This is a genomic window from Planobispora rosea, from assembly GCF_014648175.1.
GTDB classification, from domain to species: Bacteria; Actinomycetota; Actinomycetes; order Streptosporangiales; family Streptosporangiaceae; genus Planobispora; species Planobispora rosea.
This window is the reverse complement of record NZ_BMQP01000010.1, coordinates 19,816-45,757: the sequence shown is the minus strand read 5'-3', so window position 1 is coordinate 45,757 and position 25,942 is coordinate 19,816. Positions and strand designations below refer to the sequence as shown.

19 protein-coding genes are annotated in these 25,942 nt (G+C 73.2%); 13 read left to right on the top strand and 6 right to left on the bottom strand.

What is annotated here, in order from left to right; genetic code table 11:
* Window positions 1–25 precede the first annotated feature (25 nt).
* From IEZ08_RS12220 to IEZ08_RS12195, 6 genes are all read left to right on the top strand, one after another.
* Window positions 26–394 carry a hypothetical protein gene (locus tag IEZ08_RS12220; RefSeq protein WP_068926936.1) on the top strand — a complete coding sequence of 123 codons (369 nt, stop codon included), beginning with the start codon at window positions 26–28 and terminating at the stop codon, window positions 392–394.
* 16 nt (window positions 395–410) lie between these two features.
* Window positions 411–728, top strand: a complete 318-nt coding sequence (locus IEZ08_RS12215; protein ID WP_068926935.1) for an MGMT family protein — start codon at window positions 411–413, stop codon at window positions 726–728.
* A 108-nt stretch (window positions 729–836) separates the two neighbouring features.
* Entirely contained in the window at window positions 837–3,740 is a 2,904-nt protein-coding gene (locus IEZ08_RS12210; protein ID WP_229803062.1) for a CDP-glycerol glycerophosphotransferase family protein, read from the top strand.
* 89 nt (window positions 3,741–3,829) lie between these two features.
* Window positions 3,830–5,449, top strand: a complete 1,620-nt coding sequence (locus tag IEZ08_RS12205; RefSeq protein ID WP_189242165.1) for a beta-N-acetylhexosaminidase — start codon at window positions 3,830–3,832, stop codon at window positions 5,447–5,449.
* A 162-nt stretch (window positions 5,450–5,611) separates the two neighbouring features.
* Window positions 5,612–8,851: an ATP-dependent helicase gene (locus tag IEZ08_RS12200; RefSeq protein WP_189242164.1), complete on the top strand. Its 3,240-nt coding sequence runs from the start codon at window positions 5,612–5,614 to the stop codon at window positions 8,849–8,851.
* A gap of 40 nt (window positions 8,852–8,891) precedes the next feature.
* The gene (locus tag IEZ08_RS12195; RefSeq protein WP_189242163.1) at window positions 8,892–12,296 is read left to right on the top strand and encodes an ATP-dependent helicase; all 3,405 of its coding nucleotides are present in this window, start codon (window positions 8,892–8,894) and stop codon (window positions 12,294–12,296) included.
* Between the two features lie 22 nt (window positions 12,297–12,318).
* Here the strand turns inward: IEZ08_RS12195 and IEZ08_RS12190 are convergent, their stop codons facing one another.
* The 4 genes from IEZ08_RS12190 to IEZ08_RS12175 are packed head-to-tail and all read right to left on the bottom strand — an operon-like array spanning window position 12,319 to window position 18,006.
* Window positions 12,319–13,464: an alanine racemase gene (locus tag IEZ08_RS12190; protein WP_189242162.1), complete on the bottom strand. Its 1,146-nt coding sequence runs from the start codon at window positions 13,462–13,464 to the stop codon at window positions 12,319–12,321.
* On the bottom strand, window positions 13,461–15,155 hold the full coding sequence (locus tag IEZ08_RS12185) for an IucA/IucC family protein (RefSeq protein WP_189242161.1): 1,695 nt from the start codon (window positions 15,153–15,155) through the stop codon (window positions 13,461–13,463). The genes IEZ08_RS12190 and IEZ08_RS12185 overlap by 4 nt, the downstream gene beginning before the upstream one ends.
* Window positions 15,152–16,834, bottom strand: coding sequence for an IucA/IucC family protein (locus tag IEZ08_RS12180; protein ID WP_203863360.1), 1,683 nt, complete (start codon window positions 16,832–16,834; stop codon window positions 15,152–15,154). The genes IEZ08_RS12185 and IEZ08_RS12180 overlap by 4 nt, the downstream gene beginning before the upstream one ends.
* Complete coding sequence (locus IEZ08_RS12175; protein ID WP_189242160.1) at window positions 16,831–18,006, bottom strand: ATP-grasp domain-containing protein; 1,176 nt, start codon at window positions 18,004–18,006, stop codon at window positions 16,831–16,833. The genes IEZ08_RS12180 and IEZ08_RS12175 overlap by 4 nt, the downstream gene beginning before the upstream one ends.
* A 271-nt stretch (window positions 18,007–18,277) precedes the next feature.
* On the opposite strand from IEZ08_RS12175, the gene nudC reads away from it, so the two are divergent.
* From nudC to IEZ08_RS12160, 3 genes are all read left to right on the top strand, one after another.
* On the top strand, window positions 18,278–19,258 hold the full coding sequence (nudC, locus tag IEZ08_RS12170) for an NAD(+) diphosphatase (RefSeq protein WP_229803080.1): 981 nt from the start codon (window positions 18,278–18,280) through the stop codon (window positions 19,256–19,258).
* Between the two features lie 223 nt (window positions 19,259–19,481).
* Window positions 19,482–19,688, top strand: a complete 207-nt coding sequence (locus tag IEZ08_RS12165) for a hypothetical protein (RefSeq protein ID WP_141704243.1) — start codon at window positions 19,482–19,484, stop codon at window positions 19,686–19,688.
* Window positions 19,689–19,794: 106 nt separating this feature from the next.
* Entirely contained in the window at window positions 19,795–20,178 is a 384-nt protein-coding gene (locus tag IEZ08_RS12160) for a hypothetical protein (RefSeq protein ID WP_068926915.1), read from the top strand.
* 100 nt (window positions 20,179–20,278) lie between these two features.
* Here IEZ08_RS12160 and IEZ08_RS12155 read toward each other — a convergent pair whose 3' ends face one another.
* Both IEZ08_RS12155 and IEZ08_RS12150 read right to left on the bottom strand, forming a co-directional pair.
* Window positions 20,279–20,530: a mycoredoxin gene (locus IEZ08_RS12155; RefSeq protein WP_068926913.1), complete on the bottom strand. Its 252-nt coding sequence runs from the start codon at window positions 20,528–20,530 to the stop codon at window positions 20,279–20,281.
* A gap of 120 nt (window positions 20,531–20,650) precedes the next feature.
* Complete coding sequence (locus IEZ08_RS12150; RefSeq protein WP_068926911.1) at window positions 20,651–21,646, bottom strand: alpha/beta hydrolase; 996 nt, start codon at window positions 21,644–21,646, stop codon at window positions 20,651–20,653.
* Window positions 21,647–21,823: 177 nt separating this feature from the next.
* Between IEZ08_RS12150 and IEZ08_RS12145 the strand changes: the two genes are divergently transcribed.
* The 4 genes from IEZ08_RS12145 (at window position 21,824) to IEZ08_RS12130 (ending at window position 25,858) form a co-directional block, all read left to right on the top strand.
* Complete coding sequence (locus IEZ08_RS12145) at window positions 21,824–23,893, top strand: ATP-dependent DNA helicase UvrD2 (RefSeq protein WP_068926909.1); 2,070 nt, start codon at window positions 21,824–21,826, stop codon at window positions 23,891–23,893.
* Window positions 23,890–24,756, top strand: a complete 867-nt coding sequence (tesB, locus tag IEZ08_RS12140; protein WP_068929169.1) for an acyl-CoA thioesterase II — start codon at window positions 23,890–23,892, stop codon at window positions 24,754–24,756. The genes IEZ08_RS12145 and tesB overlap by 4 nt, the downstream gene beginning before the upstream one ends.
* A 572-nt stretch (window positions 24,757–25,328) precedes the next feature.
* Window positions 25,329–25,598, top strand: a complete 270-nt coding sequence (locus tag IEZ08_RS12135; protein ID WP_068926905.1) for a WhiB family transcriptional regulator — start codon at window positions 25,329–25,331, stop codon at window positions 25,596–25,598.
* Between the two features lie 65 nt (window positions 25,599–25,663).
* The gene (locus IEZ08_RS12130; protein WP_068926903.1) at window positions 25,664–25,858 is read left to right on the top strand and encodes a hypothetical protein; all 195 of its coding nucleotides are present in this window, start codon (window positions 25,664–25,666) and stop codon (window positions 25,856–25,858) included.
* Window positions 25,859–25,942 lie beyond the last annotated feature (84 nt).

The following is a 25,942-nucleotide window of genomic DNA, read 5'->3' as shown; positions in this document are numbered from 1 at the left end:
TGAAGGTTCGCTAGGGTCGCGCCTCATGGGGTACGAGTTGCGGGTGGAGCGTCCGGCGCCTCTCTCGTTCGCGGAACTGGCGAACGTGCTGGGGCGGGCGGGGTTCGAGTTCCGCGGTTCGCAGGAGGAGGGCGAGGTCCTCGCGCGCCACGGAGACGCGGTCCACGCGGTCGCCTCCTGGAACGGCACGCTGATCGGCGCGCCCGGGTCCGACTGGCAGGTGGCCCAGCTGGCGCGGGTCTCCGGCCTGCTCGGGGCACACCTGGTCGGCGAGGACGGCGAGTCCTACGCGATCCGCGACGGCGTCGTCGAGCAGCTCAACGGCTCGACGGCCTACGAGTTCGGGAAACTGGACGAGATCCTCGCGGCCGGCCCGGCCGCCTGGACCGTGTAGCGCCCGGATCCGCCGCATGCCGCGCCCGGAACCGGAAGGCCACCCGAACCCCTACGCCGAGGCGGTGCTCGATCTGGTCGAGCGCATCCCGTCCGGCAAGGTGATGTCCTACGGCGACATCGCCGAGTATCTCGGCGAGGGCGGCCCCCGTCAGGTGGGCAGGGTGATGTCCCGCTGGGGCGGAGGCGTCCCCTGGTGGCGCGTCGTGCACGCCGACGGCACCCCGCCACCCGGTCACGAGCAGCGCTGTCTCGCCCACTGGCGGCAGGAGGGGACCCCGCTGCGGGGAGCGCGGGCGGACATGCGCGTCGCGCGGTGGGACGGACAGTCCTGAAGAGCTATGGGACGGACACTCCCAAAGAGCGCGTAACCGGCTCTCCCGGGCCACTAACATGGCGTGGGACGGAGACGCAGTCTTGTCCTGAAAGGCGGTGCCTTCCCCATGGCCACCGGCGCCTCACCCGTGCGTACGAGCGGCGATCGCCTCGCCGAGCGGCTGCGGGCCGTACAGGATCTCTGCGACCGGGGGGAGCCACTCGATTCGATCATGGCCTCGGTGCTCGCGGAGGGACTCACTCCTGCGGAGCGCAGGCAGTTCGACGCCGAGGTGCTGGCCGGGCCGCTCGGTTCCCGCCTCGACATCGCGGTCAAGCGCGGGGCGGCCCGCCGCCGCGAGTTCGTCACCGCCGTCAAGCCCTATCTCGCCGGGGTGGACCCCAAGGTCAAGCTCGATCTGCCGGTGGCCCGGCGGCTGGCCTTCCACCTGATCGACCGGCGCGGGGTGGACGAGCTGGCCGAGGGCGACGCCCTGAGCAAGCTCGTCGCCGCCGCCGCGGAGCCGTCCCGGCGGGTCAGGAAGAGCATGCGCTGGTATGCCGACCTGCCGCTCCGTGAGGAGCTTCCCGAGTCGCTCTACCGGTTGCGCGCCGCCGACCTCATCCCGGTGACGCAGATCGAGGACGTCTCCTGGTCCGGCGACCGGCTCCGGATCACCGGCTACGCCTACCTGGCGGGCCTGTCGGTCCGCAGCCGCCGCTTCAACCGGGCGACCGTCGTGCTGCGCGGTCCGCGCTGGCTGCCCCCGGTGCGCCTGCGCACCCGCCGGATCCACCACCCGGAGGCCACCCACGGCGCCCGCGAGGCGGGGTGCAACTACGACTGGTCCGGCTTCACCGCCGAGCTGTCCCCGCGGGCGCTGCGCTGGCGCGCCGCGCTGCGGGCCGTCGTCCGAGGCGGCAAGCGGCTGCTGCGCCGCCGGGCCACCGTACGGGACACCACGACCTGGCGTGCGGAGATCGTGATCTGGAGCCGGGGCGCCCGCGCGGTCGGCCTGCTCCGCGGCCCGGTCAGCGGCCGGACCGAGCGTCCTTCGGGCCTGGAGGTCCGCCCGCGCTGGTGGATCCGGCCCGTCTGGACCTCCGACCGCGCCCTGCAGGTCGTGCTGCAGCCCACCCGGGCCGAGCTGACCGGGGTGCGGCTGGACGGCGAGCGGCTGGAGCTGACGGTCTTCCTGCCGGGCAAGAAGGTCGGCAAGGGGCACGCGCGCCTCGACGGCCACCGCATCGCGGCCGATTTCACCCCGGTCGAGGGCGGCACCCGGGTCGTCGTCCCGCTGGCCGTGCCGTCGCTGCTGTCCGAGCGCGACGGCGGCAGGCTCTGGATCGAGCCCAAGGGCGACCCGGCGGCCCCGGTGATGCTGGGCAGCAGCGCGATGGAGAGCCGCACCGTCATCGGCGAGCGGGAGATCACGGTCCTGGGCGACCGGCGGGACCGGGTGCTCGTCGCCGCGCACCGCGTCCGCCCGACCGTCTCGTCCGCGGTCTGGGGCGAGGACGGCTCGCTCACGCTTGAGGGCGCCTACCCCGGCTCGGGCCGGGCCCAGCTGACGATCCGCCACCGCAGCGGGCTGATGTACGCCACCGAGCTGGAGCGCGACGGCGCCCGCTTCACGGTACGGCTCACGCCCGCCGCGATGCCCCGCTTCGCCGAGACCGTCCCGCTGAGCAGCGGCAACTGGAGCCTGGCGGTCCGCGAGGAGTCCGGCGAGATCGTCCCGGTGCGGATGGACCACGCGGCCCTGGAGACGCTCGACGAGAGCCCGAAGACCGTCGCGGGCCGTGAGTACCGGCTGATCTCCACCCGGTTCGACGTGCCGATGCTGGTCGTGGCCGAGGTCCGGCCCGACGACGAGAAGGGCCCCGGCGGGCTGCACGCCCTGCAGCGCGCCTTCTACCCGGCCGAGCGGAACCGCGAGCGAAGCGACGCCACCGTCTACGTCGCCTACGACGGGCGGCAGTACGAGGGCAACGTCCGCGCGATCTACGAGGAGCGGGTGCGGCGCGGCGACGACCGCGAGCACATCTGGATCGTCAAGGACGGCGCGTTCACGCCGCCGGGCTCGCGGGAGCTCGGGTTCGGCCCGGACATCCGGCCGACCGTGGTCCGCGCGGGCAGCCGGGAGCACTACGCGGCGCTCGCCCGCTCGCGGTACGTGGTGACCAACGCCTTCCTGCCGCCCTGGTTCCGCGCGCGCGAGGACCAGACCGTGGTGCAGACCTGGCACGGCAGCCCGCTCAAGCGCATGGGCAACGACCTGCCGCACATGTCCCGCGATCCGAAGCCGCCGGCCTGGCACCGGCAGGCCGTCGAGGTTCGCGGCTGGGACCTGCTGGTCGCGCAGAGCCCCTGGGCCGTCCCGCTCCTGCGCAAGGCCTTCGGCTACCAGGGCGAGGTCCTGGAGAGCGGCTACCCGCGCAACGACGTGCTGTCGTCCCCGGACCGCGAGGAGCTGGCGGCGCGGGTGCGCGCCCGGCTCGGTGTCGCGGAGGGCGCCAAGGTGGTGCTCTACGCGCCGACGTTCCGCGACTACGACCGGAAGAACGCCTCGGTCAAGCTGAACCTGGCCGAGGCGCGGCGGGTGCTCGGTCCGGGCCACGAGTTCCTGATCAGGGGCCACTCGATGCAGGCGGCGCCGAACGTCCCGGCGGGGCTCGGGATCGACGTCACGACATATCCTGACATAACGGATCTGCTGCTGGTCGCGGACGTGCTGATCACGGACTACTCGTCGGTCATGTTCGACTTCGCCGCGACCGGCCGGCCGATGGTGTTCTTCACCTACGACCTGCAGCGCTACTCGGCCAAGCGCGGTCTCTACCTCGACCTGGCCGCCGAGGCCCCCGGCCCGCTGCTGTCCGGCAGCGCCGAGGTGATCGAGGCGCTCCGGACGATCGACGAGGTGGCCGCCGCCCACGCCGACCGCTACGCGCGCTTCCGGCACACCTACGCCCCCCGCGACGACGGCAAGGCCACCGCCAGGGTGGTCGACCACGTCTTCGGCTCCTGAGGCCGTGGAGCCCTGGGGCGGGGGGAAACGTTAAAGAGACTTTCCGATTCCTCCTTTCCCGGGGCGGGCTCCGGTGATCTGATGCGGGCATGAGATGGCGCGCGCTGTTCGCCCCCGTCCTGGCCGTCGTGACGCTGACCGCCGGGGCGTGTTCCGGCGGGGGCGGCGGCGAGGACGGTGGCGGGGGCGGGACCCCGCCCGCGGGGCAGGGGAGGCACAGCCTGGTGCCCCTCCCCGTCGAGGTGGTCTACCGGGGCGCCGGGTTCACGATCGGCAGGGACACCGTGATCACGGCGTCGCCGGAGGCCGGGGGAGTGGCCGGGCACCTGGCGGAGGCCGTACGGGACGTGACCGGGTGGGCGCCGCGCACGGGAGAGGGCGGGGCGGTCCGGCTGGAGATCACCGCCGACCCGTCCGCGGGAGCGGGTGAGTCCGGCACCGCCGGCGCCGTCCTGGTGGATCCCGCCGACGAGGCCTACGAGCTCACCGTGGACGCGCGGGGCATCCGCGTCCGGGCGGCCCGGCCGGTCGGGCTGTTCCGCGGCGTGCAGACGCTCCGCCAGCTCCTCCCGCCGGCGGACCGGGCCGGGACCGCGGCGGAGGCCGGAGTGACCCTGCCCGGCGTGCGGATCGCCGACCGGCCGAGGTTCGCCTGGCGCGGCGCGATGCTGGACGTCGCCCGGCACTTCTTCACGGCCGCGGAGGTCAAGCGCTATGTCGACCTCGTCTCGGCCTACAAGATCAACGTGCTCCACCTGCACCTCAGCGACGACCAGGGCTGGCGGCTGCCCGTCCGGGGACGGCCCGAGCTGACCCGGATCGGCGGGGCCACCGAGGTCGGCGGCGGGCCCGGCGGCTTCTACACCGAGCGGGACTACCGGGAGATCGTCTCCTATGCCCGGGAGCGGTTCGTCGAGGTCGTCCCGGAGATCGACATGCCCGGCCACGTCAACGCGGCGCTGGCCGCCGACGGGTCGCTCAGCTGCGACGGCAGACGGCGCGAGCCGTACACCGGGACGGACGTCGGGTTCAGCGCGCTGTGCGTGGGCGCGCCCGCCGTCGACCGGTTCGTGGCCGACGTGATCGGGGAGATGGCCCGCCTGACCCCGGGCCCCTACCTGCACATCGGCGGGGACGAGGTGAAGGAGCTCACGCAGGAGGAGTACGACCGCTTCGTCGGGCGGGCGGTCGAGCTGGTCGGGGCGGCGGGCAAGCGGGCGGCAGGCTGGCAGGAGATCGGCGGCGCCCGGCTCGCCCCGGGGACCGTGGCCCAGTACTGGCGGCCCGAAGGGACGCCCGAGGACGCCCTGGAGGCCGTACGGCAGGGCGGCAAGCTCGTCATGTCCCCGGCCTCCCGGACCTACCTGGACATGAAATACGACGAGGAGACCCGCCTCGGGCTGAGCTGGGCCGGGTTCATCGAGCTTGAGGACGCCTACGACTGGGACCCCGCGACGGCGATCCCCGGCGTCGGGGACGGCCAGGTGCTCGGTGTGGAGGCCCCGCTGTGGACCGAGACCGCCGAGACGATGGACGACCTGGAGTATCTGGCCTTCCCCCGGCTGCCCGCGGTCGCCGAGGTGGCCTGGACGCCGCGGCGGGCGAGGGAGTTCGAGGACTTCGCGGCCCGCCTGGCCGGGTACGGGCCCCGCTGGACCGGGCTGGGCGTCGACTTCCACCGCTCCCCGGCGGTGACCTGGCCGGAGTGACTCCTCGGGCTCCCGCGGTGACCTGGCCGGAGCCCTCGTTCACGATGCCGGAGGCGTGGACTCGGCACGATCACTGCCCGACATCTGGTGGAATTGCGAGCTGTGAGTGGTCAGGGCTGGCGGTTGGTGCGTCGCGGGGACACGGGGAGGGCCGTTGCCCCCGTGCTCGATGAGCATCAACGGGCGGTCGTGGCCCATGAGAGCGGCCCTCTGCTGGTCCTGGCCGGTCCCGGCACCGGGAAGACCACCACGATAGTGGAGGCCGTGGTCGACCGGGTGCGGAGCCGGGGAACGGACCCCGAACGGGTGCTCGTCCTCACCTACAGCCGTAAGGCCGCCGACGAGCTGCGCGCGCGGATCACCGCCAGGCTGCGCCGGACGACCCGGACGCCGCTCGCCCTCACCTTCCACAGCTACGCCTACGCGCTGCTGCGCCGCGAGGCCGTCCTGGCCGGTGAACCGGTGCCCCGGCTGCTCACCGGCCCCGAGCAGCTGCTGGAGATCCGCCGCCTGCTCCTCGGCGAGCTGGAGGACGGCGCGGTCCACTGGCCGGAGGACATGCGAGAGGCGCTCAAGACCCGTGGCTTCGCCCAGGAGCTGCGGGACTTCATCGCCCGCGCCGCCGAGCGCGGCCTGGACGGGCGGGGCCTGGTCGAGCTGGGCCGCCGCCACGGCCGCGCCGACTGGGCCGCCGCGGGCCGGTTCGCGGACCGCTACCTGGAGCGGTTCGACCTGGACCCCGAGCCGGTGCTCGACTACTCGGAGCTGATCCGCGCCGCCGCCGGCCTGCTCGCCGACCCCGAGGTACGGCTCCGCGAGCGCTCCGCCTACGACGTCGTCCTCGTGGACGAGTACCAGGACACCGACCCCGCCCAGGAGGCGCTGCTCCAGCGGCTGGCGGGGGAGGGCCGGGACCTGATCGTGGTCGGCGACCCCGACCAGTCGATCTACGGGTTCCGCGGCGCCGACGTCCACGGGATCATGGACTTCCCCGACCGGTTCCGTACCGCGGACGGCGAGCCGGCACCCGTCGTCGCGCTGCGCGTCTGCCGCCGCAGCGGTCCCGGCCTGCTGGCGGCCACCCGCCGCGTCACCGCCCGGCTGCCCGCCATCCCCGGCCGGGCCGGTCACCGCGACCTGACGGCGCTCCCGGACGCGGAGCCCGGGAACGTCCGGGTGGTGGTGGCCGACAGCCCCACCCAGGAGGCGGCGCTCGTCGCCGACACCCTGCGCCGCGCCAACCTGCTCGACGGGGTGCCCTGGTCGCGGATGGCCGTGCTGGTCCGGTCGGCGACCCGGCAGGTGCCGCTGCTGCGCCGGGCGCTGGTCGCGGCGGGCGTCCCGGTCGTGGTGGGCGGCGGCGAGGTGCCGCTGTTCCAGGAGCCGGGCGTGCGGCCGCTGGTCCAGCTCATCCAGGTCGCCCTCCACCCGGAGACCCTGGACGAGGGGCTGGCCGAGGAACTGCTGACCGGCGCGCTCGGCGGCACCGACATGATCGGGGTGCGCCGCCTGCGCCGCGCCCTGCGCATCGCCGAGCACGAGGCCCTGGAGCCCCATGCGCCGGAGGGGCTCCAGACGCCGGAGGAACCCCGGACGGCAGAGGAGCCCCGGACGGCAGAGGAACCGCAGGCGCCGCAGGGGCCTGAGAACGAGGAGACGCCCCTTCCCCAGGCGCCGGGCACCGGGAGGCCGAGATCCTCCGGTGAGCTCCTCATCGCGGCCCTCAAGGACGCGCGCGAGCTGGTCATGGTGGAGCCGCACGTCGCGCTGCCCGCCGAGCGGGTGGCCCGGCTCATCGCCGCGGCCACCGAGGCCGTACGGCAGGGCGGCACCGCGGAGGACGCGCTCTGGGCCGTCTGGCAGATCACCGGCCTGGCCGAGAAGTGGAGCGAGACGAGCGCCGCGGGCGGGCACCGGGGCAGGCAGGCCGACCGCGACCTGGACGCCGTCATGATGCTCTTCGACCGCGCGGCCAAGTTCGTCGACCGGCTGCCCCACGCGGGCGTGGACGTGTTCGTGCAGGACCTGATCTCCCAGGAGATCCCCGAGGACTCCCTCGCCGCGCGGGCGCCCGAGGGCGACTCGGTCCGCATCATGACCGCCCACCGGGCCAAGGGCCTGGAGTGGGACCTCGTGGTCGTCGCCGGGGTCCAGGAGGGCGCCTGGCCGGACCTGCGGCCGCGCGGGTCGATCCTGAGCACCGACGACATGTCCGCCCGCGCGGAGGGTTCCGAGAGCGAGAACCCTGCGGAGGTCAGGGCCGCGATCGCCTCCCAGCTGCTGGCCGAGGAGCGCCGCCTGTTCTACGTGGCCGCGACCCGCGCCCGCAGCAGGCTCGTCGTCACCGCCGTGGGCGGGGAGGACGTCGAGGAGCGGCCGTCGCGGTTCCTCTCCGAGCTGGTGCCCGGGTCGGACGAGGAGACGGCCGTCATGGACGAGCGGTCCCGCTGGCTGAGCATGCCCGCGCTGGTGGCCGACCTGCGCGCGGCGGTGTGCGACTCGACCCGGCCGGAGTCCCTGCGCAGGGTCGCCGCCGAGCATCTGGCCAGGCTGGCCGCGGCCGGGGTGCAGGGCGCCCACCCCGACGAGTGGTACGCCCTCACCCCGATCTCCGACGACCGCCCGCTCGGCTGGCCCGACGACATCGTGCGCATCTCGCCCTCGGCGGTGGAGAGCTTCACCAAGTGCGGCCTGCGCTGGCTGCTGGAGACCTCCGTGGGCGCGGGGAGCACCGACGTGGCCCGCGGCCTGGGCACGGTCGTCCACGCGCTGGCGGTGCTCGCCGCCGGGGGCATGCCCACCGAGGAGACCCTCACCAAGCAGCTGGACAAGGTCTGGGACGAGCTGGACTTCGGCGGTGTCTGGTACAACCGCAAGCAGCGCCGGGTCGCCGAGCAGATGATCTCCAAGTTCGTCCGCTGGCACCGGGAGAACCCCCGCGAGCTGGTCGCCACCGAGGAGTCCTTCGTCGCGACGGTCTCCGAGGGCGTGCAGATCAAGGGACGGGTGGACCGGGTCGAGCGCGACGACCAGGGCCGCGCCGTGATCATCGACATCAAGACCGGCGGCGGCAAACCCTCCGACGCCGACCTCGAACGCCATCCCCAGCTCGGGGTCTACCAGCTCGCCGCGCTGCTGGGCGCCTTCCAGCGGCACGGCATGACCGAGCCGGGCGGGGCCGCGCTGGTCCAGGTCGGCAAGGCCGCGGGCAAGGACCCCCGGGAGCAGGTCCAGAAGCCCCTGGCGGAGGACGCCGACCCCGGCTGGGCCCACGACATGGTGGACACCGTGGCGCGGGGCATGTCCCTGCCCTTCTTCCACGCCAAGGTCAACGACGGCTGCCGTACCTGCGCGGCGCGGGCGAGCTGCCCGGTCAACGAGAGCGGGGGCCAGGTGTGCTGAGCCGTACCCCGCCGGACCGCCGCACCGATGGAGGCCGAGTTTGCTGAGTCCGATCCAGCTCGCGGCCAAGCTGGGCATCCTTCCCCCGACTCCCGAACAGGCCGCGGTGATCGAGGCCGGGCTCGAACCGATGGTCGTGGTGGCCGGCGCGGGGTCGGGCAAGAGCGAGACCATGGCAGGGCGGGTCGTCTGGCTGGTCGCCAACGGCCTGGTCCGGCCCGAGCAGGTGCTCGGCCTGACCTTCACCCGCAAGGCCGCGAGCGAGCTGTCGCACCGGGTGCGCGAGCGCCTGGCCGCCCTCGGCCAGGACGTGCCCGCGGACCTGCTCGCGGGTGAGCCGACCATCTCGACCTACCACGCCTACGCCGCCAGGCTGGTGACCGACCACGCCCTGCGCGAGGCGCTGGAACCCACCATGCGCCTGATCACCCCGGCCATCGCCTGGCAGCTCGCCGGGCACGTGGTCAGCGCCTACGACGGCCCGATGGAACAGATCGAGTGGGGCCCGGCCACGGTCACCCGCGCGGTGCTGGAGCTGGCCGGGGAACTGGCCGAGCACATGCGCGACCCGGCGGACATCCGGGAGGTGGGCGCCTGGCTCACCGCGCGCTACGAGGCGCTCCCCGGCTCGCCGATCGTCGCCCAGCGCAGGCCCCTGGCCGTCCAGCGGGCCAGGGAGCAGCTGCTGCCGCTGGTGGAGGCCTACAACCGGCTCAAGCGCCGGCGCGAGGTCGTCGACCACGGCGACCAGATGGCGCTGGCCGCCCGCATCGCGGCCAGGCATCCGGAGGTCGGCCGGATCGAGCGGGACCGGTTCGCCGTCGTGCTCCTGGACGAGTACCAGGACACCAGCCACGCCCAGCTCGTCCTGCTCCGCTCGTTGTTCGGCGGTGGCCATCCGGTGACCGCCGTCGGCGACCCCTGCCAGTCCATCTACGGCTGGCGCGGGGCCTCGGCCGGGAACCTCACCCGCTTCCCCCGCGACTTCAGGACGGCCTCCGGGGAGCTCGCCCCGGTCCGCCAGCTCTCGGTCAGCTTCCGCAACGGCGACGCCGTCCTCGATGTGGCCGCCCGGGTGCAGCTCCCCCTGCGCATGGAGGCCAGGGAGGTGCCGGTGCTGGTGCCCGGCGGCAACCGGGTCGAGCGCGGCCGGGTGGTGTGCGCCTTCCACGAGACGGCCGAGGACGAGGCGAAGTGGGTGGCCGACCAGGTGTGCCGGCTGCTCGGGAGCGACACCGCCCCGGACGGTCTGCCCTGGGGCGAGGGGGAGCGCAAGAAGGCCAAGCAGAGCATGTGGGGCGGCCCGCAGTGCCTGCAACCGCACGACGTGGCGATCCTCGCGCGCAAACGCTCGCAGTTCCCCGCGCTGCGCAGGGCGCTGGAGGAGCGCGGCGTCCCGGTCGAGGTGGTCGGCCTGGGCGGGCTGCTCACCGTGCCCGAGGTCGCCGACGTGGTGGCCACGCTGCGCGTGCTCTACGACCCCACGGCCGGTGACGCCCTGGTCCGGCTCCTGTCCGGCCCGCGCTGGCGGATCGGCCCGGCGGACCTGAAGGAGCTGGGCGAGCGGGCCCGCGAGCTGAACCGGGAGCACCGCGGGGGCGCCTCCCCGGTGGCCGACCCGCTGGACCAGGTCGTCGCGGACCTGGCCGAGGAGCGCGGCAGCCTGGTCGACGCGCTGGACGAGCTGCCCGACCGGCCCGAGTGGCAGGACCTGTTCTCGCCGCTGGCGCGGGTCCGGCTGACGGCCATGGCCCAGGAACTGCGGGCCCTGCGCGCCCGGGCCGGACAGCCGCTCCCCGACCTGATCGTCGAGGTCGAACGCCGTCTCGGCCTGGACATCGAGGTGGCGGCCCGGGGCGCGGCCGCGGGGCCGTTCGCCGCCCGGGCCGACCTGGACGCCTTCGTCGACGCCGCCTCCCGGTTCGCGGGCGACTCCGAGGATCCGACGCTGGGTGCGTTCCTGGCCTACCTCAAGGCCGCCGACGAGGAGGAGAACGGCCTGGACGCCGGGAGGGTGGGCGAGAGCAACAGCGTGAAGCTGATGACCATCCACGCCTCCAAGGGTCTGGAGTGGCCGGTCGTGATCGTGCCCGGGATGTCGCAGGCGTTGTCGAAGTCCGGTTCGCCGACCGTCGGCACCATGTTCCCGGCCCGTCCGGTGATGAGCCCCAGGTGGACGGAGAACCCGCGCAAGCTGCCCTACCCGCTGCGCGGCGACGCCTCCGACCTGCCCCGGCTGGAGGGGCTGGGCAGGGAGGAACTGGCCGAGTTCGACGAACGCTGCCGCGACCGCGACCTGCTGGAGGAACGGCGGCTGGCCTACGTCGCGGTCACCCGCGCCCACTACCTGCTGATCGCCTCGGGCTACCGCTGGGGGAGCGCGGCCAAGCCCCTGGAGCCCTCGGACTTCCTGGTGGAGATCCGGGAGACCTGCGACCGGGTGGACACCTGGGCTCCCCCGGCCGCCGAGGACGCCACCAACCCCCTGCTCGCCGACCCCGCCGAGGCCATCTGGCCCGTCACGCCCGAGGGCGTCCGCTACGAGGCCACCGTCGACGGCGCCTTCCTCGTCGAGGCCGCCCTCCACGCCCTCGCCGTGCCCGCCGAAGCCGCCGTGCCCGCCGAGCCCTCCGAGTTCGCGGAAACCGCGGAAACCGCGGAAACCGCGGAAACCGCGGAGTCCGCGGAGTCCGCGGAACCGGCGGGTGAGGGCGACCCACGCCTGGTGGAGCTGCGCGGCTGGGACAGGGAACGGGCGAAGGCCTGGGTACGGGACACCGAACTGCTCCTGCGCGAACGGGACCGCAACAGCCGCCGGGGTGGAGGCGGCCCGGTCGAGCTGCCCACCCACCTCACCGTCTCGTCCCTGGTCACCCTCGCCGCCGACCCCAAGGCCCTGGCACGGCAGATCCGCAGGCCCGTCCCGAACAAGCCCGCGCCCCTGGCCCGCCGCGGCACCTCCTTCCACCACTGGCTGGAGACACGGTGGGGCCAGCAGCGCCTCATCGACGAGTTCGAGCTGCCCGGCGCCGGTGACGAGATCGAGGAGGCCGACGCCCGGCTGGTGGAGCTCCAGGAGATGTTCGAGGAGAGCGAGTGGGCGACCCGCGAGCCCCTCGACGTCGAGGTGCCGTTCGAAACGATGATCGCCGACCGGGTGGTCCGCGGCCGGATGGACGCCGTCTTCCAGACTCCGGACGGCGGCTACGAGGTCGTCGACTGGAAGACGGGCCGCCGCCTCATGCCCACCACCCGGTCGGCCGCCGCCGTCCAGCTCGCGGCCTACCGGCTGGCCTGGTCCCACCTGGCCGGCGTCCCCCTGGAGCGGGTGAGCGCGGCCTTCCACTACGTGCGCTTCAACGAGACGGTCCGCCCGGTGGACCTCCTCGACGAGCGCGGGCTGGTCGCGCTCGTCGAGTCGGTCCCCCTCCTCAAGGACCGGTGACACGCGCCCCGGACCGGTGGTGTCACCGGTCCGGGGCGCACCGGTAGTGGAACGCCGGTTTCGGGTGCATCAGGAAGTCGTGGTGGGAGATGTTCCAGGCGTAGGCCCCGGCCATCGCGAACTCGACCACGTCGCCCGCCTCCACCCGGACCGGGACCCTCCGGGCCAGGACGTCCTTCGGCGTGCAGAGCTGGCCGACGATCGTGACCGGCTCGCCGGCCTCGCCCGACGACCACGCGGCCAGCGGCTGGTCGTGGCCCTTGGTGGCGGGGGTGCGGAGGTGGTGGGTGCCCCCGGCGACCACCGCGAACAGCTCGCCGTGGACCCGCTTGACGTCGATCACCCGGGTGACGTACCGCCCGCAGTAGACGGTCAGCGCGCGCCCCGGCTCGATCCGCAGCACCTCGCCGGGGCGCCGGAGCGCCGCCAGGCCCTCGCCGTAGGTCTTCCAGTCGAACCGGGCGGCCGGGTCGGTGTAGGACACGGCCATGCCGCCGCCGAGGTTGACCTCGGTGATCCCGACGGCGCGGGCGTAGTCCAGTACGGCCTCCGCCAGCCGGAGCATCCGCCCGGCGTCCAGCCCGCTGGCCAGGTGGGCGTGGAGGCCGCGCAGCCGTACCGGCCCGTGCCCGTCCTGCCCGGCTCGGGGAGAGAGCAGGCCGAGGCACTCCGCGACCCCGTCCGGATCCATGCCGAAGGGGGTGGCGCCGCCGCCCATGGCCAGCGAGGCGCCCTCGACCGGGACGTCCAGGTTGACCCGGAGCATCACGTCGGCCGGGCGCCCCGAGGCCGTTCTCAGCGCCAGCAGCCGCCGCAGCTCGGAAGGGCTCTCCACGTGCAGCCGCGTCACGTCGGCCAGCAGCTCCGCGTCGGTCTTGCCCGGCCCGCCCAGCGCGACGGGCGTGTCCGGCGACAGCGCGCGCACGTGCGCCAGCTCCCCGCCCGAGGCCACCTCGAAGCCGTCCACGTGCGGGGCGAGCACCCGCAGCAGCTCCGGGTCGGGATTGGCCTTGACCGCGTAGTAGAGCTCGACGTCGCCCAGCGCCGCCCGGACCGCGGCCGCGTGCGCGTCCAGGGCGGCCAGATCGTAGACGTACGCGGGCAGGTCACCGGGGATCTCGGACAGGGGGGCGCAGGGGAGCACGGGGAGGGCCTCCGGGAACGTCATGACAACATCGCCAGGGGGTTGGCCACCGGGACGTACCCCGCCGCGTGGTCCGCCGACCGCGCCCACCGCACCGACAGGTTGGCCTTGGCGGGCAGCGGCACCCCGGCCAGCAGCTCCGACAGCTCACGCGGCCACCCCCGGGAGGCGGCGTAGCCGGCGAGCACCTCCCCGGCGACCGCCCACAGCTCCCGCAGCAGCGCGTCCGTCTCCGGGACCGTCCCGGCGAGCGTGGCGGCGACCTCCGGCAGGTGGTTGACCATCAGGCAGTAGAGCACCCGGTTCCAGCCGCTCGCCGCGTCGTAGGTGAGCCGGTCGGCGACCCGGCCGGGGAGTTCCGACACGTCGTGGCGGCCGGCGACGAGCTTGGTGCCCTCCAGGTCGCGGAAGACGGCCTCCACCGGCATTCCCGCGTCGTCCACGCCGACCAGCACGTTCTGCAGATGCGGTTCCAGCACCACGCCGTGGTTCAGGTAGGCGTCCAGCACCGGCGGCGCCACCCGTTCCACGTAGGCGCGCCACCAGCGCACCGGGTCGGCCGCGGCGGCCGCGGCGGCCGCGGGGAGGACGTCGGCGCCGGGGTGACCGCCCGCGGCCAGAGCGCCGCTCAACAGGGGGGTGACACCCGGACGGCAGACCGACCAGGGGCTCACCCGGATGATCACGCCGAGCCCCTCCATCAACCGGACGCCGAGATCCGCCGACCGGTAACCGGGCTCGGGGAGCCAGCGGGTCCCGGGGAACTCCGCGGCCAGCCGCCGGAACACCGGATCCAGGCGCGAGGTCAGCTCGACCGCCCCGGCCAGCTCGTACCAGGAGTTCTTCCGCACGCAGTTGGTGATCCGCACGTCCAGGCTGAACTTCAGGCACCGGTCGATCGACGGCTCGTAGACCGTGCGGACCGACGAGGTGGGGACCGCGGGGCGGGAGCCGTGCCCCAGGTCGAGCAGCCTCCCGTCGGCCAGCGGCGCGGCCAGCTCCGGCGCGAGCAGGTCGAACTGCCAGGGATGGACGGGGAGCGGAGCGTATCCGGGCGGCGCCGCGCCCAGCCCGTCCAGCGCCGCCGTGTCGCCCTGTTCGGCCAGCAGGTCGCGGCGGACCCCGAGGAGCCGGAGCGGGAAGCGCGCGTGCGCCTCGGGGGCGTACCCGAGCCAGTCCGCCGCGTCCCCTTCCCCGTCGTCTCCGACGCCGCGACGACCGTTTCCCGCGCCGTTTCCCGTGCCGTTTCCCGTGCCGGAGCCGCGGCCGCCGCGGGCCTTCGGGCTGGGGTGGAACGGGTGCCCGAAGACCAGGGCCTGCTCGGAGGCCAGCCACGGGTCCGCCGGCGCGGCGGTCTCCCGCCGGGCCCGCAGCAGCGCCGCCATGGCCTCCCGGCTCGCCCGGACCTGGGGCGCGAACTCCTCGTTGCCGCCGCCCAGCTCGCCTTCCACGAGCCGGACGAGGTCGTCGGCGGACAGCGGCCGCCAGCAGCCGTCCTCCAGCCGCTCGGGCAGGCCCTCGAAGCGCAGCGCGAGCCCGCCGCGCGTCCGTGCCCGGAGCAGGTCGCCCGCCACGCGCAGGAGGACGTACGGCCCGGCGTGCCAGACGTGCCCGCGTGGCCCGGCCACCTCTCTGACGGTGCAGCGCAGCAGCGCCGCCAGGGTCGCCCCCTCGGCGACGGCGGCGGGGGAGTCGAGCGCGAGACCGGTGGTCATGTGGTCCTCTGCTGGGTCACGGGCCGGATGGCCGCGGGGGGCTGGCGGAGGTAGTTGGGGCCGCTGGTGCCGTAGAACTTGTTCACGTCGCGCGCCCCGGTGCGCGCCTTGTCGACGAGGGTCCCGGCGGTGACCATCGACTTGCCGACGAGCCGCGCGGCGTCGAGGGTCCTGGCCCGCAGCAGCCGGGCCATCGGGTCGTCGCCGTACGGCTCCAGCGCCTCGGCGAGCGCGTCCCCGACGAGCCGGGCGGCCCGCGGCGCGGGCAGCGCGCCGAACACCGGGGCGGCGGCGGCCAGGTGGAGGGTGATGGTCACGAACACGTCGGCGAGCGCGTGCGGGTCGTCGGTGAGCATGCGTCCGTCGGTGAAGTCCGGTACGGCCAGGCCGGCGGCCCGCAGGTGGCCGGGGGAGGCCAGGAGACCGTCGTTGTCCTTGACCAGGAGCCGGAAGGGAGCGGGGCCGGGGCCGGGAGCGGGGCCGCCGTCCCCGCCGAGGACGAGTGCGAGGTTCTGCTGGTGGGCTTCGAGCGCGGTGCCGTACCCGACGAACAATCGCACCCCGAACCCGAACAGCAGCCGCAGATACGTGCCGAGCAGCCCTTCCACGTCCCCGCCGGACAGCCGTTCCGCGAGCGCCTCCACGACCGTGCCCCCGCCGGGCAGCGGCGCGAGCAGCGCTGCGACCGGGACGATCTCGCCCGGCGGCAGACGGCGGACCAGCCAGCCCAGGTACTCGTGCCCGGCGTGGGCGTAGGTCTGCTCGTCGGCCAGGACGACCCCGGGGAAGGGCATCGCGCGCAGCAGCAGCTCGGCCCGCGCCCCGTCGGCCAGGGTGCCCGGCTTGATCGAGCGCCGGTTGCGGAGGCCGAGTGTGCTGGTGGTCAGCGGCAGCTTCAGCTGCGTGCGGGGGCCGGTCACGACGGTGCGCATCGAGAGCGTGGGCCTGACCGTCAGATGCGGGGCCGGTCCGACGACCGCCCACGGGATCTCCCGTACGGCGGGGACGGTCAGCGGATGCACGGGGAAGAGTGCGTGCGTCTCCGCGAGCCTCCGCGGCAGCCCGGCCGCCGCGAACGCCCCAGCCGGATCGGCCGGCCCTCGTGCTTGCGCCGGATCGGCCGGTCCTGGCGCTTGCGCCGGATCGGGCGCCCCGGTGACCCGCTCCCGCGGCACCGCCGCCCACCGCAGCGCGAAGCTCGGCGCGAACTCCGGCGCGTACGCCACCAGTTCCCCGTCCGTCAGCCCGGTACGGGAGCGCGCCGTCGGATAGACCGGATGGTCGACGAAGGCCGCCAGCGTCTCGTAGCGCACGCTGTGGTCCAGCCGGGCCAGGACGTCCTCGCGGTGCTCGTCGTGGAGGTCGAGGGCGCGCAGGGCCTCGTGGCACTCGCGGGCGAACGCCTCGACCCCGGGGGCGTCGGCCGGGGAGGAGACCTCCCGGAGAGTGGCGAGCACGTCCTCCAGCCGGAGGAGCTCCTCGGGCGCCACCACGAAGTCCTGGAAGAGCGAGCCCGGGACCAGCCGGACCCGGCGCCCGCCGGTGAGGATGACGGCGACGCCGTCCTTGCTCCGGGTCACCCGTCCGGCCAGGCCGCCGTAGTCCTCGCGCAGGAGCGCGTTCAGGACGCGGGCGGCGAGGTACGGCTCCCGCCCGGTGACGGCGCTTCCCGCGATCACGCGACCACCCAGGGACTCTCGGCGTCGAAGGCCGCGATGGCCTCGTCCACGCTTCCCCGGTCGGGCCCGATGGCGCGGACGATACCCAGATAATCCCTGTTCGTGTGGCTCTGGTCGATGCGGTCGCCCACGGTGCGCAGCGGCCGGTGCCAGAGCCGTACCCGGTCGCCGGTCGGCGGCGTGACCGTCCCCGGGCCCGCGACCACGGTCCCCGAGCGGTCCGCGACGACGCTCAGGGCGGTCCCGTGGCCCAGGGCCGTGCCGCAGTCGCCGAGGCCCCGCCCGAGGTGGACGCCGAGGATCCGCTCGAACAGCGGGACTCCCAGCAGGTCGGCCAGGAGGAAGTCGCAGTGGTCCCCGATCACCCGATAGTTGATCTCGATGATCCGCGGCCCGTCCGGCGTCGTCACGTACTCGGTGTGGCAGGCGCCGAAGCCCACCCCCAGCGCCTGCAGGGCCCGCAGCACGTGATCCCGCTCCCTCGCGGGCGGGGGCTCCCAGTCCAGGCGCTCCTCCACGAAGTACGGCAGCGGCCCGAGGGTGGTCCGGAAGCCGCCGAGCACCCGGATCTCTCCGCCGTCGCCCAGGGTCTCCAGCGTGCGCAGCGGGCCGTCGAGATATTCCTCCACGACGAGGGCCTCGCCCGGCCGCCGGTTCCGGATCGCCCGTACCGCCTCGGCCAGTTCGCGCCCGTCCCGGACCAGGACGACGTCCTCGCTGGCCACGCCCTCGCGTGGCTTGACCACGGCGGGCAGCGGCACGTCCCGCTCCGGGACCGGGTCGCCGGGCGCCAGCCGTACCGAGCGGACGGTCTCGATCCCGGCCGCGGCCAGCCGCCGCCGGGTGAGCGCCTTGTTCTTGGCCGTGACGCACGCCCGCCAGTCCTTGCCGGGCAGGCCGAAGTAGGCGGCGGCCAGGGCGGTCTCGGCCTGGATGTGGTCGGAGTTGGAGAAGATCGCGCCGGGTGCGCGGTGATGGGCGATGACGTCGATCACCGCGCGGGCGTCACGCACGTCGCAGGCGAGCACCTCGGCCCCCTCGGCCATGGAGCCCCCGTACTGCTCCGGCCGGTCGGTGAGGATCGTCGTGTCGCAGCCCAGGGCGCGCGCCGCGGGCAGGAAGCCGTCGGTGACCGAGTCGGTCGGTTTGAGCGCGGTGAGGTACAGCCGCAAGGAGGGACCCCCGAGTATCAGGTAAGGCTAACCTAACCAGCCGCATCTTAGTAGGACGGCGATCATCGTGTGGCCCGACCTGCCAATCACCCTAAATGTCTGTCTTGGCTGGAGGGCATGGTTCATGCCAGGAATGCGCCGTCGCGAGGAGGACGGCATCGTCACCCCCGCCGCTGCCAGGGACTTCCCCGGCGGCGATACGGTGTTCCCCCGGGAGAGCATCAATCCGGCGAATCGCAAGATGCAGCCGGTTCGGGAGGGGCGGAGCGGCGTGGAGATCACGGTGGACGAAGGATTGCTGGGGCCGTTGCTGCTCGCGCGCAGCGCCATCGACCGTTCGGCGGCGCTGCGCGAGAACGCCGAATGGATCCGGCGGGCGTGGGCGGACGGCGCGACCAGGGTCGTGGTCGTCGACGACGGGCAGGCCCTGGTACGGCGGAGCGGGGACGAGGTCGGACTCGTCCTCCTGCCCCCGGGCGAGGCTCCCGAGGGGGAGCGCTACCTGCTCGGCGTGGACGCCGCCGGTGTCGCCTACTTCGCGGTGGCGGCCCCGTTGCGGGCCGCGGAGGGCAACGGGGCCGCCACCGCGCGGATCGTCGCCCCGCTGAAGGCCGGGGCGCTGCCGGAGGGAGAGACCGTGCCCGCGGGACTGCGCCAGGTGGGCGCCCTGCTCGGAGACCTGGACGCCGGGCTGCTGGTCCACGCGGTCGCCCTGGAGGCGTGGCACTCCACGCACGAGTTCTGCCCGCGCTGCGGCGGCCGTACGGAGGTCCGGGCGGGCGGCCACATGCGGGTGTGCCCGGACGACCGCAGCCAGCACTTCCCCCGGGTCGACCCCGCGGTGATCATGCTCGTCCACGACGGCGAGGATCGGTGCCTTCTGGCCCGGGGGCCGCAGTGGCCCGAGGGGCGGATGTCGGTGCTGGCCGGATTCGTGGAGCCCGGGGAGTCACTGGAGCAGGCGGTGATCCGCGAGGTGGCCGAGGAGGTCGGGGTGAGCGTCACCGCTCCCCGCTACCTGGGCAGCCAGCCGTGGCCGTTCCCGCGCAGCCTGATGCTCGGCTTCTTCGCCCGCGCCACGTCCGTCGAACTGGTCCCCGACGCGGAGGAGATCGCCGAGGCGCGCTGGTTCACCCGCGAGGAGATGGCGGCCGCACTGCGGAGCGGTGAGCTGCGTCTGCCGCCCGTGGTGTCGATCGCCCGCCGGTTGATCGAGACCTGGTACGGAGGGGATCTCCACGGGGACTGGTGACCGGATCGTCCGTACCATCCTTGAATGTCGGGGAGATCAATAGGTGATTTGGCGGCCATTTGCTCTATGTAGTCATGTGCTAACTATGCGTGTTCATGTAGGGGTGTGAGGGTATCGACTCCTCGGATCCGGGATCAGTTCCCCGGCTGGGAGTCGAGGGGAGACCGGATCCGATCGGAGCCTGGTCCGCGATGGGACCGGACGAGAAAGGAACCGGAGTCATATGAGCAGAGCACTGTGCCGCATGGCCTTCACCACGATGGCGGCGGCGGCCCTGGCCCTGTCGGGTTCGTCCCTCGCCCTGGCGGGTGATCACGACGATCCGTCCAACCACTCTGAGTGGAGCGGGTCCGCCTTCTTCAAGACGTCGTCGCAGCAGGCCGGCCCCACGGGCGCATCGAGCACGCACACCGTCAGCGGCGCCGACTGAGACCTGCGGAGAGCCGTTCACCGTGACGAACGTGGGCCCCGTCCAGTGCGCGGGCGGGGCCCACGCCTTCCATCGCAGCATCCCTTGATCTCGTAAGGAACATCAAATGACCGGTAGGACAGCGCGCCGTCTGCTCGGCGCCGTAATCGTGGCGCTCTTGTTCGGCGGATTCTCCGGGACCGCCATGGCCGACACCCTCTGGGAGCGGTCCGAGGCCCAGGCGGGGCGGGACGGCGCGAGCCTGAAGATCACACGGGCCTACGCCGGTGACGACGGCACGGTCTTCTTCGAGGAACTGCACTACACGGCCGGGCCCGACGGCGCGAACGCCTACCGGACCGTCAGCGGCGCGGGCAGGAGCAGGGGCGCCGAGCCGGCCGCGTCCGGTGCCCGTAAGCCGGCGGGCGCGGCCAAGGTCCAGGAGCCCGAGCCGATTCCGCTCCGCGCCCGCAAGGCGGGAACCCAGAAGACGGGTGCGCCCCGCCGGTGATCTCCAGCGGGGCGTCCGGGCAGGGGGCTCCGGTCCGGCGGTCCGGTGGTCCGGCGACTCGACGGGGCCGGGCCGCGGGCCGGGATGTCCGGGCGGAACGTCAGGCGGCGCCCTCAAGGAGACGCTTGACCTCCGTGACCGGAGGGTTGGTCAGGGCGATCGGGCCGGACGGGGAGTGCACGACGACCGTGGGGACGGTCTGGTTGCCGTTGTTGACGCTCATGACGAACTCGGCGGCGTCGGGGTTCCGCTCGATGTCGATCTCCTCGTAGGCGATGCCCTCGCGGGTGAGCTGAGCCTTCAGCCGCCTGCAGGGGCCGCACCACGTGGTTGTGTAAACGGTGAGCGCCATGTCGTTAAATATCCCCTCATGCGATGTCCGGCGATCGTTGTCAACACAGAGGGCGCCGCACATCTTCCCGATGCTGAGATAGATCTTCCCATCCGGAGCGGCCGGATCAGAGCGGTCCGCTCAGAGCAGCTTGCCCGCGATCCACGCCTGCACCCTCTCCGCCACGCCGGGCAGCCGGTAGAGCGGTGCGCTGTGGTCGATGCCAGGCTCGGTGAGCACGGTCATGGGAACGCCGACCTGACGCAGGCGGGCCTGGAGCTGGGTGCTGTGGATGGGGGGGACGAACTCGTTCTCCGCGTGCACGCTCAGGATGGGGGCGTCGCCCCGGCTCGCGTGCTCGGGGACCTCCATGCTCTGCCAGATCCTGGCGCACTTCCCGGACGGCCCGCAGCCCCCGGCGAGCCGGATGGCGGCCGTACGCAGCCTGCGCTTGTTGGGGTCGGGGCTGTCGGCCCCCTCGATGTAGGCCGTGAGCGGGGAGACCACGGGAGAGATCCCGACCACGCCCTTCAGCCCGGGCAGGCCGCCGGTCTTGTAGGTGCCGACCGCGGTGGCGAGGTGGCCGCCCGCGGAGAAGCCGACGACGACGTAGTTGTTCGGGTTGAAGGACCACAGGGCCGCGTGCCGCCGGGCGGTGGCGATGGCGTCGAAGACGTCGACGCGCTGGGCCGGCCACGACGCGTCGCCGGAGAGCCGGTAGTTGATGTTGAAGACCGTGTAGCCCAGCTCGGCGTAGCTCCGGCTGACCTCGGTCATGTACTTCTTGTCCCCGGAGGACCACCAGCCGCCGTGGATCAGGAAGACACCCGGACGCCGGAGGTCGTCGGGCTGGTGCCAGACATCCATGCGCTGGCGGGAGTGCGGACCGTACGCGACCGTGTCGACGACCGTCCCCTGGGGGATGACGTCGGCGGTGGGCGTGGGTGTGGGTGTCGGGACGGGCGCCGGGGTGGGGGTCGGAGCCGGAGTCGGATCGCCCGCGGTCGTCGTCCCGGCGGACACGCCGGAGGCGGATGCGGCGAAGGGACCTTCTCCGGTTGAGGTCGCATGCGCCCCGGAGGGCGCGAGCACCGACGTCGCCAGGGCGAGCGCGCCTACGGTTGCCGCAGTTCGCACGGACTCTCTTCCTTTCCCCCGGGGCTTGGTTCGGACCTATTGTGGAGTAAAGGACGCTGTTTGCGCATCTCAGCGGTTATCCAAGTGAACAACGGTACGGTGCCAGAATGGGCGAAGCTTGGCCGGTGACTGGAAAAATAGTCCGGCCCGGACCGTCGACGAGCGCTAAGGAGCCCCATGGAACCCGCTGACGTTCTGGCGGGGCTGGACCCCGAGCAGCGCGAGGTCGCCGAAGCGGTGCGCGGTCCGGTCTGCGTCCTCGCAGGTGCGGGTACCGGGAAGACCAGGGCGATCACCCACCGCATCGCGCACGCCGTACGCAGCGGAGCGGTCGACGCCCAGGGCGTGCTGGCCGTGACGTTCACCACACGGGCGGCCGGGGAGCTGCGGCAGCGGCTGCGCGCGCTCGGCACGCCCGGGGTGCAGGCGCGTACCTTCCACGCCGCGGCGCTGCGCCAGCTGACCTACTTCTGGCCCCGCGTCATCGGCGGCGACCCGCCCGGAGTGATCGAGTCGAAGCTGCCGCTGCTGATCGCCGCGTGCCGCCAGATCGGCAGGGACCTCGAACGTTCCGAACTGCGCGACGTCGCCTCCGAGATCGAGTGGGCCAAGGTCACGCAGACCGGTCCGGAGGACTACGCAGAGGCGGCCCGGAAGGCGCACCGGACCCCGCCGATCCCGGCCGAGGACGTGGTCCGTCTCTACGACGCCTACGAGATCATCCGTCGCGAGCGGCACCTGGTCGACTTCGAGACCATCCTGGAGCTCACCGCCGCCCTGATGACCGAGCACCGCGAGGTGGCCACCCAGATCCGCCAGCAGTACCGCTACTTCGTCGTCGACGAGTACCAGGACGTCAACCCGCTGCAGAAGCTGCTGCTCGACACCTGGCTCGGCGGCCGGGACGACCTGTGCGTGGTCGGCGACCCCAACCAGACGATCTACTCCTTCACCGGCGCGACCCCCCGCTACCTGACCAACTTCTCGGTCGAGCACCCCGACGCCGCCGTGATCAAGCTGGTCCGTGACTACCGCTCCACTCCCCAGGTCGTCTCCCTGGCCAACCGGGTCCTGTCCGCGGCGCGGACCCCGCACCGGCTCTCCCTGATCGCCCAGCGCCCGGACGGCCCCGAGCCGGTCTTCAGCGAGTACGACGACGAGACCGCCGAGGCCGAGGGCGTGGTGCGCGCGGTGCGCGGGCTCGCCGACGCAGGCGTCCCGCTCCGGGAGATCGCCGTGCTGTTCCGGGTCAACGCCCAGTCGGAGGCCTACGAGCAGGCCTTCGCCCGCGCGGACATCCCCTACCTGGTGCGCGGCGCCGACCGGTTCTTCGAGCGCCCCGAGGTGCGCCAGGCGGTCGTGCTGCTGCGCGGGGCGGCCCGCTCGGCCGGGGCCGACGACGACTTGGCTCCCACCGTCCACCACATCCTGGCCGGCGTCGGCCTGACCCCCGAGGCCCCCGGCGGCGGCAAGGCCCGCGAGAAGTGGGAGTCGCTGAAGGCCCTGGCCGATCTGGCCGAGGACATGGCGGCCGACGGCGCCGACCTCGCCGGCTTCGTCACCGAGCTGGAGCGGCGGGCCAGCGAGCAGCACGCGCCGCCGGTCGAGGGAGTGACGCTCGCCTCCCTGCACGCGGCCAAGGGCCTGGAATGGGACGCGGTCTTCCTGGTCGGCCTCACCGACGGCATGCTGCCGATCATCTACGCGGAGACTCCCGAGCAGATCGAGGAGGAGCGCCGCCTGCTGTACGTGGGCATCACCCGGGCCAGGGTCCACCTGGGACTGTCGTGGGCGCTGGCGCGCTCGCCGGGCGGGCGCCGTTCCCGGCGGCCCTCCCGCTTCCTCGACGGCCTCACCGGCCGCCCCGCCGCCAAGAGCCGCGCCACCTCGGCCACCCCCAGAGAACGCCGTACGGTCACCGCCCCGGTAAGCTGCCGGGTCTGCGCCAAGACCCTGGCCACCGCGGCCGAGCAGAAGCTCGGCCGGTGCGCCACCTGCCCCGTCGACTATGACGAGGCCCTGCTGGAGAACCTCAAGGCCTGGCGGACGGCCACCGCCAAGGAGGCCAAGGTCCCCGCCTATGTGATCTTCACCGATGTCACCCTCCAGGCGATCGCCGAACGGGTGCCGATCTCCGAGCAGGACCTGCTGGCGATCGCCGGGGTCGGGCGCGTCAAACTGGAGCGGTACGGCGATGCGGTGCTCGGCCTGTGCCGGGCCGCCGGGGACGGAACGGAGACGGCGTGAACGAGGCGCTCAAGGAGCTGCTCGACCTGCTCGACCTGGAGCAGATCGAACTCGACATCTTCAGGGGCCGCAGCCCGGAGGAGCGCATCCAGCGCGTCTTCGGGGGACAGGTGGCGGCCCAGGCGCTGGTCGCGGCGGGCCGTACGGTGTCGTCGGACCGGTACGTGCACTCGCTGCACGCCTACTTCATCCGGCCCGGTGACCCGTCGATCCCCATCGTCTACAACGTCGAGCGGGTCCGGGACGGCCGGTCCTTCACCACCCGCAGGGTCGTGGCCGTCCAGCACGGCAAGGCGATCTTCACGATGTCGGCCTCCTTCCACATTCTGGAGAGCGGCGTCGAGCACCAGGCGTCGGCGATGCCCGAGGTCCCCGCGCCGGAGGAACTGCCCATGTTCCGCGAGCGCATGCGCGAGGTGCTGGGCGAGGACCCGTCGTGGCGCGACTGGCTGAGCAAGCCGCGGCCGGTGGACATCCGCTACGTGACCCCGCTCACCTGGGAGGCGCACCGCGACCCGGAGCTGCGCGGCGCGGAGACGAACGTGTGGTTCCGCTACGACGCGGACCTGCCCGACGACCCGCTGCTCCACGTGGTGCTGGCCGCGTACGCCTCGGACTTCACCCTGGTGGACACGGTGCTGCTGACCCACGGCCTGGCGTGGGGCGCCTCCAACGTGGCCGGGGCGTCGCTGGACCACGCGATGTGGTTCCACCGGCCGCTGCGCGCGGACGACTGGGTGCTGTACGCCCAGGAGTCTCCCTGGTCGGGGTCGGCACGGGGACTGGCCCGGGGGCAGATGTTCACCCGGTCCGGCGAACTGGCGGTGTCCGTGGTTCAGGAGGCGATGATCCGCGTTCTGTAACCCGTGATCGGCGTTCTGTAGTCCGTAAAACTGCAGGTAGAAAATATGTTGCCCCTTCCCGTTCGCGGGTTTAGGGTCTTGGTCAAGCGAGTCGGACGCTCCTGTCCGGCGATCTACGAATGGAGGTGAGTCCGCTGTGAAGAGCCTGATTATGCAGATGCCGGCCCTGACGGGGCTCGCTTCCGCATGCACTGGCACCACCCTGCCCACCGCTCGACGCCGGGCCATCCTCACGGATGCCGTGGCCGCTCAGCTCCGGCAGGAGAAGTCTGTCCTCTTCCAGGTTCAGGCCAGCTGCAAGGCCGTCCTCCCCGCCTACCCGGCGATGGGCGTCCCGGCTGTCCCGGCGGCGGAAGCCGGCGACTACGCACAGCAGACCAAGCACATCGGAAACGGTGGACTGCGTGGTCCGCAACCCTGGAGGCACCCTCAGGTCACATGACCTGAAAAGGGAGAGCCTTCAGGCCGCGGATCCGCAGACAGGATCCGCGGCCTTCTTGTTTGTCGCGACATCCCTGACCCCCACCCACGAGGTAGTCCAAAAGATCAACACCAAACGAGAGGTGACACAGATGGGGGCCAAGACGGTCATGGACCTGATCGACGAAGCCACGATCCCCTGTCGTACCGACCCCGACCTCTGGTTCGCCGAGTCTCCGGAGGACGTGGAGGTCGCCAAGGCGCTCTGCGGAGACTGCCCGATCCAGCAGGCCTGCCTGGCCCGCGCGCTGGAGCGCGAGGAGCCGTGGGGCGTGTGGGGCGGCGAGCTCATCCTGCGGGGAGTCGTCGTTCCGCGGAAGCGTCCGCGCGGACGTCCCCGCAAGACCCCGGTCGCCGCCTGACGACCACCAGTAGAACCAGCAAGAACCAGCAAGAACCAGAGCACTTTCCGAAAGGACCACTTCAGATGACCAGCTTCACCAGCCGGAGCCTCGACGTCCCGTCTATGCACGAAGAACTGGTACGGGACCGAATACGTACGCTCCACCGCGAGGCCGAGGAGTACCGCCGCGCCGCGAGCATCCAGCGCCTCCAGCGCGCTCGCCGCAACGCGGAGCGAGCCTCCGCCCGCCTGCGCCACGCGCTCCTGAACCTGGTCTGAGGACCGCGGAGCGCGAACAGAGGGAACGGGCCCGCACGGAAGGGATGTGCGGGCCCTCCACCCCGGAGCCGAAGGGGTCTCCCG

What these genes read in the sequence shown, in the direction of transcription:
- IEZ08_RS12160 (WP_068926915.1), top strand. Translation starts at nt 19,795, where the DNA reads ATGACCGGTAGGACAGCGCGCCGTCTGCTCGGCGCCGTAATCGTGGCG.
- IEZ08_RS12135 (WP_068926905.1), top strand. Translation starts at nt 25,329, where the DNA reads ATGGGGGCCAAGACGGTCATGGACCTGATCGACGAAGCCACGATCCCC.
- IEZ08_RS12165 (WP_141704243.1), top strand. Translation starts at nt 19,482, where the DNA reads ATGAGCAGAGCACTGTGCCGCATGGCCTTCACCACGATGGCGGCGGCG.
- IEZ08_RS12210 (WP_229803062.1), top strand. Translation starts at nt 837, where the DNA reads ATGGCCACCGGCGCCTCACCCGTGCGTACGAGCGGCGATCGCCTCGCC.
- IEZ08_RS12220 (WP_068926936.1), top strand. Translation starts at nt 26, where the DNA reads ATGGGGTACGAGTTGCGGGTGGAGCGTCCGGCGCCTCTCTCGTTCGCG.
- IEZ08_RS12190 (WP_189242162.1), bottom strand. Translation starts at nt 13,464, where the DNA reads ATGACGTTCCCGGAGGCCCTCCCCGTGCTCCCCTGCGCCCCCCTGTCC.
- IEZ08_RS12185 (WP_189242161.1), bottom strand. Translation starts at nt 15,155, where the DNA reads ATGACCACCGGTCTCGCGCTCGACTCCCCCGCCGCCGTCGCCGAGGGG.
- IEZ08_RS12130 (WP_068926903.1), top strand. Translation starts at nt 25,664, where the DNA reads ATGACCAGCTTCACCAGCCGGAGCCTCGACGTCCCGTCTATGCACGAA.
- IEZ08_RS12145 (WP_068926909.1), top strand. Translation starts at nt 21,824, where the DNA reads ATGGAACCCGCTGACGTTCTGGCGGGGCTGGACCCCGAGCAGCGCGAG.
- IEZ08_RS12215 (WP_068926935.1), top strand. Translation starts at nt 411, where the DNA reads ATGCCGCGCCCGGAACCGGAAGGCCACCCGAACCCCTACGCCGAGGCG.
- IEZ08_RS12155 (WP_068926913.1), bottom strand. Translation starts at nt 20,530, where the DNA reads ATGGCGCTCACCGTTTACACAACCACGTGGTGCGGCCCCTGCAGGCGG.
- IEZ08_RS12205 (WP_189242165.1), top strand. Translation starts at nt 3,830, where the DNA reads ATGAGATGGCGCGCGCTGTTCGCCCCCGTCCTGGCCGTCGTGACGCTG.